We start from the raw sequence: 9,027 nt of genomic DNA, 5'->3' as shown, positions 1-9,027 counted from the left end.
GCTATAGCTCAGCTGGGAGAGCGCTTGCATGGCATGCAAGAGGTCAGCGGTTCGATCCCGCTTAGCTCCACCAAAATTGTAAACCCTCGTCAAAAGACGAGGGTTTTTTTATGTGTTTGTAACACCCGCCACCCTATTTTGTTATCAAAAAGAAGGTATTTCTGTACCTCACCTCAATCGGCATCAATAAACCAGTCTAAAAATAGACTTGAACTTGATTCGCGCAATTAATAAACATATTATCCATCCGATCAATAATTCTCTCGGAAAATAATGCCCTGGTTAATGAATAGAAAAACTTACAATAATGTAAAGATATTTATGATTGCTCTGGCTTTATGCCTGATTGCGGTACCTGTCTCCCGTTATCTCTCTCCCCGCGCAATTGTTAATGGTCACGACGTTTATTTAGCATGGTTACCTTTAAGCGTAATGCTGGCGGTAATTCTGCTATTTGGACGCAGGGCTATTCTTCCCATTTTGTTAGGTTTTACTGTCACTAATTTATTCTATGTAAATTTAGCACCGCTACAATATACAGTATTACTGTTCTGTCAGACCTTTGCGTTGTTCGCGGCGTGCGGCATTCTGCGTATCATGCTAGGTAAGCGTTGGCGCTACTCTATCCCTAACAAGCACATCGGATTACGGATATTCTGGCTCGGTTTTATGGTGCCAATAGGGATTAAACTGTCGATGTATTTGGCGGGCTATTTGTTTGATTTTCCGGTGACAATTTCGACCTTTTTCGGCGAAGGGACGGTAATTTATAACGTTGTGGATATACAAAGCCTGATATGTGCGGCATTGATTTTTACCATGATGTTCTATTACCCGTTAAGAATGATAATTAATCCTCGTTATGCAATAACTTTCTGGCGACGAAGCGTGAAGCCCGTGTTTTTTCACAAGAATTCATTATATATTTTTGTCTGGCTGATGCTTTTAAGTTTCATTCTCGTCATTTTATGTGGTCCTTTTGAATCTCCCGTCATTGCGGGCTATTTGATGCCGCTGATTTTTATTCTTTTTACCTTAGCGATAAGCCGACTGACCTATGCGTTGATTTCTCTGCTGTGGGCTGTATCTGCGCTCCTGCTGTTGACCTACAACTACAACTTCCTTAACGGGGTGGAATCGGGCCATTCGCTCTCTTTTATTCTGTCCGTGCTTATCTCGTTCGCGATCTGTCTGCTTTACATGTCGCGTATTTACCAGCGCAGCGAGTGGCTTAAGCGCGGCTGGCAGGGGAGGGCGCTCACCGATCCGCTGACCGGATTGCCCAATATTCGTGCGCTGGAGGATTATCTTGAGATTCACCCGGACGCAAAAGTGAGCATTCTGCGTATGGATAACCTGGAATTTTTGAGCCGCCACTATGGGATCCTCATGCGGGTCCATTGCAAACGTACGATCGCCACTTCGCTGCAGCCTCTCTTGCAAAAAGATGAGACGCTCTTCCAGCTCCCCGGAAGCGAGCTTGTGCTGGTATTACTGGGCCCGGGAACCGCTGAGCGCCTTCAGCACATGGTTGATCGGCTGAACAGCCGTAAGATTTTCTGGAACAACACCGGGCTGGATATTGAATTTGGCGCGTCCTGGGGAATGGTGGAAAACGGCGAAAAGTTGCATCACACGCTGGGGCAACTGAGCTGGCTGGCCGAGCAATCCTGCGGAACAACAAACAACGTGCTTGCGCTCACGAATAGCCTCGAGGCGGCATCAGGGCAAACGACAGAGCGAGTCCTGATGCTGGCGCGGATTAAGCATGCCCTGGAGGCGGGCCAGTTCCATTTATATGCGCAACCGATCCAGAAGGCGGACGGGAGCGGCTACTACGAAATTCTGGCGCGTATGGAGAGCGAGGGCGAGATCTTCACTCCTGACCGCTTTATTCCATTGATTGCCCAGTTCAACCTCAGCCACCGGTTTGATATGTGCGTCATGGAGAAATTACTGCTGTGGCTGCGAGATCACCCTTCAACGCTGGCTGGCGCCCGTTTCTCTGTTAATCTGATGCCGCTCACGCTGATGCAAAAAGAGGTGGCGACCGAGATTTGCGCGCTCTTTGAACGCTACGGCGTTGCGCCTCAGTCAGTCGTGATTGAGATTACCGAAGAGCAGGCCTTCTCAAATTCAGGTTGCAGCATCCACAATATTCAGCAGCTGCGGGATTACGGTTTCCGGATTGCCATAGATGATTTTGGTACCGGCTACGCCAACTACGAGCGCCTCAGACGCCTGCAGGCAGACATCATTAAAATTGACGGCTGCTTTGTTAAAGACATTTGTACCGATGATATGGATGCGATGATCGTGCAGTCGATCTGTAATCTGGCGAAGACGAAATCGCTGTGCGTCGTAGCGGAATACGTCGAAACACCGGCGCAGCGGGAGATGCTGCTTCGCTTCGGCGTGGATTACCTGCAGGGCTACCTGATAGGCAAACCCAAACCGCTGGAAGAATTGCGGGCATAAAAAAACCGGGAGCCAGGCTCCCGGTTTTTGTTTAATGCTAAACGTTAGAGTACCAGTGCTGCGATAGAAGCAGACAGGACGCTCACCAGCGTAGAGCCGTAAACCAGCTTCAGGCCAAAGCGAGAAACCACGTTGCCCTGTTCTTCGTTCAGACCTTTAATCGCGCCCGCGATAATTCCGATGGACGAGAAGTTCGCGAAGGAGACAAGGAACACGGACAGAATGCCTTCCGCGCGCGGAGAGAGCGTGCTGGCAATTTTCTGCAGATCCATCATCGCAACGAATTCGTTAGAAACCAGTTTGGTTGCCATAATACTGCCCACCTGCAGCGCTTCGTGAGCAGGCACACCCATCACCCATGCAACCGGGTAGAAGATGTAGCCCAGAATACCCTGGAAGGAGATACCCAGCACCGCGGCGAACAGGGCGTTCAGCGCAGAAATCAGCGCAATGAAGCCGATCAGCATGGCGGCAACGATAATCGCCACTTTGAAGCCCGCCAGAATGTACTCACCCAGCATTTCGAAGAAGCTCTGGCCTTCGTGCAGGTTTGACATCTGAATGTTCTCTTCGCTTGCGTCAACGCGGTACGGGTTGATCAGTGACAGAACGATAAAGGTGCTGAACATGTTCAGAACCAGCGCCGCAACAACATACTTTGGCTCCAGCATGGTCATATACGCGCCCACGATAGACATGGAAACGGTAGACATTGCGGTTGCCGCCATGGTGTACATGCGGTTGCGGGACATTTTGCCGAGAATATCTTTATACGCGATGAAGTTCTCAGACTGACCGAGGATCAGGGAACTGACGGCGTTGAAGGATTCCAGCTTGCCCATGCCGTTCACTTTGGACAACAGGAAACCAATTCCACGAATAACGAACGGCAGAACGCGGATGTGCTGCAGAATACCGATCAGCGCGGAGATGAAGACGATAGGGCAGAGAACCTTCAGGAAGAAGAACGCCAGACCTTCGTCGTTCATTTTACCGAAGACAAAGTTGGTCCCTTCATTGGCGAATCCGAGCAGTTTTTCGAACATTTCGGAGAAGCCTTTCACGAAGCCGAGGCCTACGTTGGAGTTCAGGAAGAACCACGCAAGTAAAACTTCAATGACCAGCAGCTGGACAACATAACGGATACGAATTTTTTTGCGGTCTGTGCTGACCAGCAATGCAAGTGCAGTAACGACAACAAGTGCCAGGACAAAATGAAGGACGCGGTCCATATTTGCTCCAAATATGAGGCAGGTTTAATTTTCGTGCACATTCTATGTAACAAGCGAAAAGAAAACGAGATCGAGGACACACTATAGTTACATCCTGTGACGAGTCTCAAAAATAGTGATCCACAATACATTTTTGTTATGTTAGGTAAATGAGTGAAAAGTTAAGTTTGTGTGCTAGTCTTCACAAAAGCGCGCGCGATTTCAGTTTCTGTTAGATCGCCCCACTTACCCGCCCGTCTATCGTTCAAAGCTATCAGAGAAATCACTGTAAACAGCATAAATGATCTTGATAATCATTCTCATTTTGATAGGATTAAACATAGCAAAGGCTATATTTCAGAGGCAGAAATGACAAACAGTCGCGTAGAGGGTAGCAGTGGCAGAGCCGCGCGCAAGTTGCGGTTCGCATTAATGGGACCTGCGTTCATCGCTGCCATTGGCTATATCGATCCAGGTAACTTTGCGACCAATATTCAGGCCGGGGCCAGCTTCGGCTATAAGCTGCTGTGGGTGGTCGTCTGGGCAAACCTGATGGCGATGCTGATTCAGATGCTCTCCGCAAAGCTGGGGATTGCCACAGGTAAAAACCTGGCAGAGCAAATTCGCGACCATTATCCGCGTCCGGCCGTCTGGCTCTATTGGGTTCAGGCGGAAATCATAGCCATGGCCACTGACCTCGCTGAATTTATTGGCGCAGCGATCGGGTTTAAACTGATTCTGGGCGTGTCGCTGTTGCAGGGGGCGGTACTGACCGGGATTGCCACTTTCCTGATCCTGATGCTGCAGCGTCGAGGTCAAAAGCCGCTGGAGAAGGTTATCGGCGGTCTGCTGCTGTTTGTCGCGGCGGCCTATATCGTGGAGCTGATTTTCTCACAGCCGAACCTGGCGCAGCTCGGTAAAGGTATGGCAATCCCAAGCCTGCCAACCTCGGAAGCGGTGTTCCTGGCTGCCGGGGTATTGGGGGCGACTATCATGCCGCATGTGATTTACCTGCACTCCTCGCTGACTCAGCATCTCCACGGTGGGACGCGCAAAGAGCGTTACTCCGCCACCAAATGGGACGTGGCGATTGCCATGACCATCGCGGGGTTTGTCAATCTGGCGATGATGGCTACCGCTGCCGCCGCTTTCCACTTTAACGGCCACACCGGTATTGCCGATCTCGACCAGGCTTATCTCACACTGGAACCCTTACTGAGCCATGCTGCCGCCACGATATTTGGTCTCAGCCTGGTGGCTGCCGGTCTCTCTTCTACGGTGGTGGGCACGCTGGCAGGCCAGGTGGTGATGCAGGGGTTTGTCCGCTTCCATATTCCGCTGTGGGTTCGTCGCTCCGTCACCATGCTACCGTCATTTATCGTGATCCTGATGGGGCTCGACCCTACGCGAATTCTGGTTATGAGCCAGGTGCTGCTGAGTTTTGGTATCGCGCTGGCGCTGGTGCCGCTGCTGATTTTTACCAGCAACAAAAACCTGATGGGCGAACTGGTTAACTCAACGCTGGTGAAACGGACCGGGTGGGCCATCGTGGTGGTGGTCGTTGCGCTGAACCTGTGGTTGTTGGTGGGAACCGCACTGGGTCTTTAACAAAAAAAGGAGCCTCCATGGCTCCTTTTTTATTAGTGGTGATGGCCGTGACCATGACCTTTACCGCGACCCCAGCCGCCGCGACGGTCGTCACGATCGTTCCAGCCTTCACGGTAGCCGCGCTCATACGCGTTGTCTTTATACCAGCCGCGGTGTCTGCCGTTATCATGTTTCCACCAGCGGTCTCCGCGCCACTCATAGTGACGGTTCCAGTAGTCACGGTCGCGCCAGTAGCCACCGTCCCAGTATCTGCCGTAGTCGTCACGATCGCCAATTTGTAATTTTACTGATGGCAACAGGGTGATTTCGCCCGCATTGGCGATCAGCGGGGCTGAAGCCAGTAATACCGCTGCAAGAATCAGTGACCTGAACATACTCTTTTCTCCTTCACGATCGGGGCCCTTGTGGGACCTGTTAACGCAATATTACGAGTTGGTAAAGCCTCGTTTCATCGCCTCAACTCCGAATTGCTGAATGAGAGCACTTTTTGCTAAAAGTGATTTTATTTTGAGCTGTTCAGGATTGTATCAATACGGACCAGTTCTTCAGCAGAGAAATGGCGGTTTTCCAGCATCCCCACGGCGTCATCAATCTGAGCCGTTTTACTTGCTCCAATCAGCACTGACGTCACGTTCTCATGGCGTAATACCCAGGCTAGCGCCATCTGGGACAACTTCTGACCGCGCTCTTCCGCCATGGCGTTCAGCTTTCTTACCTTCTCCAGCTTCTCTTCGGTGATCTGGTCAGGGTTCAGGAACTGACTGCCGCTTGCCGCGCGTGAGTCTGCCGGAATGCCATTCAGATAGCGGTTGGTCAGTTGTCCACCGGCCAGCGGCGAGAAGGGAATGCAGCCGACTCCTTTTTCCTGCAGCACGTTCAGCAGCCCCTCTTCCGGCGCACGTTCAAAAAGAGAGTATTTCGGCTGGTGGATCAGGCAGGGCGTACCGAGATCGTCAAGGATATCAATCGCCTTGCGGGCCAGTTCTGCAGGGTAGTTGGATAACCCGACATACAGGGCTTTTCCCTGGCGCACCGCATGGTCAAGCGCTTTCATGGTTTCCAGCAGCGGCGTTTGTGGGTCAGGACGGTGATGATAGAAGATATCCACATACTCCAGCCCCATGCGCTTCAGGCTTTGATCGAGACTTGCCAGCAGATATTTGCGTGACCCCCAGTCGCCGTAAGGGCCTTCCCACATGGTATAACCTGCTTTAGTAGAGACGATCAGCTCGTCTCGCCAGGGCAGGAAATCCTCCTGCAAAATACGGCCGAAATTACGTTCGGCCGATCCCGGCGGCGGGCCATAGTTGTTGGCAAGGTCGAAATGCGTAATGCCCAGATCGAACGCGCGCTGTAAAAGTTGACGGCTGTTTTCGATAAGCGTGGTGTCGCCAAAGTTATGCCACAGCCCAAGCGAGATGGCGGGCAACCTGAGTCCGCTTTGCCCGCAGCGGCGATACTCCATTGTCCGATAACGATTTTTGTCCGGCTGATAACCCATTCTCATGACCTCTGGCGCTGAAGAAAAAAATCAGTGTATGCGTTTACATTAACGCGGAAAAAAGCAGCATAGCGCAGCCTTTTTTGTAAAGCATTCTTTCCATGCTCTTCTTATCGCCAATTCTGGACAGTCATCACGCTTATTTAATACTCAAGGTGAGGTCAACATTAGAAGGATACCTGTTCATGCGTACCCCATACTGCGTCGCCGATTACCTGCTGGACCGTCTTACAGATTGTGGAGCCGATCATCTGTTTGGCGTGCCGGGCGACTATAACCTGCAGTTTCTCGACCATGTGATAGACAGCCCGGATATCTGTTGGGTGGGCTGTGCCAACGAGTTAAACGCCTCTTATGCCGCGGACGGATACGCCCGATGTAAGGGTTTTGCCGCGCTGCTGACGACATTTGGTGTAGGAGAGTTAAGCGCCATGAACGGCATTGCGGGCAGCTACGCCGAGCACGTTCCGGTGCTGCATATTGTGGGCGCGCCGGGTACGGCGTCACAGCAAAGAGGAGAGTTGCTGCACCATACGCTGGGCGACGGTGAGTTTCGTCATTTTTACCATATGAGCGAACCGATCACCGTTGCACAGGCGATTCTGACCGAACAAAACGCCTGTTACGAGATTGACCGGGTATTGACTACCATGCTCCGAGAGCGTCGCCCCGGCTATCTGATGTTGCCTGCCGATGTGGCAAAAAAAGCCGCCACGCCTCCTGTAAACGCTCTCACTCTCAGGCACGCGCATGCCGATAGCGCCTGCCTGAAAGCGTTCCGGGATGCCGCTGAGAACAGGCTGGCCATGAGCAAGCGTACGGCGCTGCTGGCCGATTTCCTTGTCCTGCGCCATGGCTTGAAGCATGCCCTACAGAAATGGGTCAAGGACGTGCCGATGGCACACGCCACTATGCTGATGGGTAAAGGCATATTTGACGAGCGTCACGTCGGTTTTTACGGCACCTACAGCGGTTCGGCGAGCGCCGGTGCGGTAAAAGAGGCGATTGAAGGGGCAGACACGGTGCTGTGCATCGGGACGCGCTTTACCGATACCCTGACCGCCGGCTTTACGCATCAGCTAACCCCGTCACAAACAATTGAAGTTCAGCCTCATGCATCACGCGTTGGTGACGTCTGGTTTACCGGCATCCCCATGCTTCAGGCAATCGAAACGCTGGTGGAGCTGTGTAAACAGCACGTGCACGATACGCCGGTACCGTCGTCTCAAAGCGCGATGGTCTATCCGCAGCCTGATGGCTCGCTGACGCAGGACAATTTCTGGAAAACGTTGCAGACGTTTATCCGCCCGGGAGACATCATCCTTGCGGATCAGGGCACCTCGGCCTTCGGCGCGATCGACCTTCGTCTTCCGGCTGATGTGAATTTTATCGTCCAGCCGCTGTGGGGATCGATCGGCTACACCCTGGCCGCAGCGTTTGGCGCGCAAACCGCCTGCCCAAACCGGCGCGTGATTGTGCTGACGGGGGATGGCGCGGCGCAGCTCACCATACAGGAGCTTGGCTCGATGCTGCGGGATAAACAGCACCCCATCATTCTGGTCCTTAACAACGAAGGGTACACGGTGGAAAGAGCGATCCACGGGCCGGAACAGCGTTATAACGACATTGCGCTATGGAACTGGACGCAAATCCCGCAGGCTCTGAGCCTTGATCCTCAGGCCCAGTGCTGGCGGGTCAGTGAAGCGGAGCAGCTGGCGGATGTCCTTGAGAAAGTGGCGCACCACGAGCGGCTCTCGTTGATTGAGGTGATGCTGCCGAAGGCCGATATCCCGCCGCTGCTCGGGGCGATTACTAAAGCGCTGGAAGCGCGCAATAGCGCCTGATTACTTGTCGTTTCGCCAGGCCATCATCATCGGTTTGCCCGCCAGCAGGAGCCAGGCGGGCAACATCACGATACAGAGCAGGGGGAAAAGCGTCGAATCGGGTACCACTACCGCCGCCATAAACAGGCTGAGCCAGGCGTCGCGCGTGACCACCAGAACCAGCCCCAGAATAGAGCAGGAGACGGTAATGGCCGCAGGCACCGCATCGACGTGTTCGTGCAGCATCAGCCCCAGTGCGACGCCGACAAAGACCACCGGGAAAATGCGCCCACCGCGGAAACCGCAGGCTGCAGCCACCACCAGCGCGGCCAGCTTAATCACGGCAAATAGCAGATAGTCGGAGACGCTAAGCACCTGGCTGAAGGCCAGCTGCTGCATCTCGTCC

At 52.9% G+C, this 9,027-nt stretch carries 7 protein-coding genes; 3 read left to right on the top strand and 4 right to left on the bottom strand.

Going from position 1 to position 9,027, the window contains the following annotated elements:
* Positions 1-285: 285 nt before the first annotated feature.
* A complete protein-coding gene (locus DEO48_RS12945) occupies positions 286-2,478 on the top strand; it encodes an EAL domain-containing protein (RefSeq protein ID WP_109845404.1) in 2,193 nt (730 codons plus the stop codon).
* Between the two features lie 44 nt (positions 2,479-2,522).
* Here DEO48_RS12945 and DEO48_RS12940 read toward each other — a convergent pair whose 3' ends face one another.
* Positions 2,523-3,710: a NupC/NupG family nucleoside CNT transporter gene (locus DEO48_RS12940; protein WP_008501591.1), complete on the bottom strand. Its 1,188-nt coding sequence runs from the start codon at positions 3,708-3,710 to the stop codon at positions 2,523-2,525.
* Positions 3,711-4,058: 348 nt separating this feature from the next.
* On the opposite strand from DEO48_RS12940, the gene DEO48_RS12935 reads away from it, so the two are divergent.
* Positions 4,059-5,297 carry an Nramp family divalent metal transporter gene (locus DEO48_RS12935; protein ID WP_109845403.1) on the top strand — a complete coding sequence of 413 codons (1,239 nt, stop codon included), beginning with the start codon at positions 4,059-4,061 and terminating at the stop codon, positions 5,295-5,297.
* A gap of 32 nt (positions 5,298-5,329) precedes the next feature.
* On the opposite strand, the gene DEO48_RS12930 is transcribed toward DEO48_RS12935, so the two are convergent.
* Positions 5,330-5,671, bottom strand: a complete 342-nt coding sequence (locus tag DEO48_RS12930) for a DUF2502 domain-containing protein (protein WP_109845402.1) — start codon at positions 5,669-5,671, stop codon at positions 5,330-5,332.
* 128 nt (positions 5,672-5,799) lie between these two features.
* Complete coding sequence (gene mgrA, locus DEO48_RS12925) at positions 5,800-6,798, bottom strand: L-glyceraldehyde 3-phosphate reductase (RefSeq protein ID WP_109845401.1); 999 nt, start codon at positions 6,796-6,798, stop codon at positions 5,800-5,802.
* Positions 6,799-6,983: 185 nt separating this feature from the next.
* On the opposite strand from mgrA, the gene ipdC reads away from it, so the two are divergent.
* Positions 6,984-8,642, top strand: a complete 1,659-nt coding sequence (gene ipdC, locus DEO48_RS12920; RefSeq protein WP_109845400.1) for an indolepyruvate decarboxylase — start codon at positions 6,984-6,986, stop codon at positions 8,640-8,642.
* Here the strand turns inward: ipdC and DEO48_RS12915 are convergent.
* Positions 8,643-9,027 (bottom strand): chloride channel protein (locus DEO48_RS12915; protein ID WP_181367011.1); only part of this gene is annotated, 385 nt, incomplete at its 5' end.

This window comes from Enterobacter sp. CGMCC 5087 (genome assembly GCF_003144775.1).
Taxonomy (GTDB): Bacteria; Pseudomonadota; Gammaproteobacteria; order Enterobacterales; family Enterobacteriaceae; genus Enterobacter; species Enterobacter cloacae_M.
This window is presented reverse-complemented; position numbering and strand designations above follow the sequence as displayed.

What these genes read in the sequence shown, in the direction of transcription:
- DEO48_RS12930 (WP_109845402.1), bottom strand. Translation starts at nt 5,671, where the DNA reads ATGTTCAGGTCACTGATTCTTGCAGCGGTATTACTGGCTTCAGCCCCG.
- DEO48_RS12940 (WP_008501591.1), bottom strand. Translation starts at nt 3,710, where the DNA reads ATGGACCGCGTCCTTCATTTTGTCCTGGCACTTGTTGTCGTTACTGCA.
- ipdC (WP_109845400.1), top strand. Translation starts at nt 6,984, where the DNA reads ATGCGTACCCCATACTGCGTCGCCGATTACCTGCTGGACCGTCTTACA.
- DEO48_RS12945 (WP_109845404.1), top strand. Translation starts at nt 286, where the DNA reads ATGAATAGAAAAACTTACAATAATGTAAAGATATTTATGATTGCTCTG.
- DEO48_RS12935 (WP_109845403.1), top strand. Translation starts at nt 4,059, where the DNA reads ATGACAAACAGTCGCGTAGAGGGTAGCAGTGGCAGAGCCGCGCGCAAG.
- mgrA (WP_109845401.1), bottom strand. Translation starts at nt 6,798, where the DNA reads ATGGGTTATCAGCCGGACAAAAATCGTTATCGGACAATGGAGTATCGC.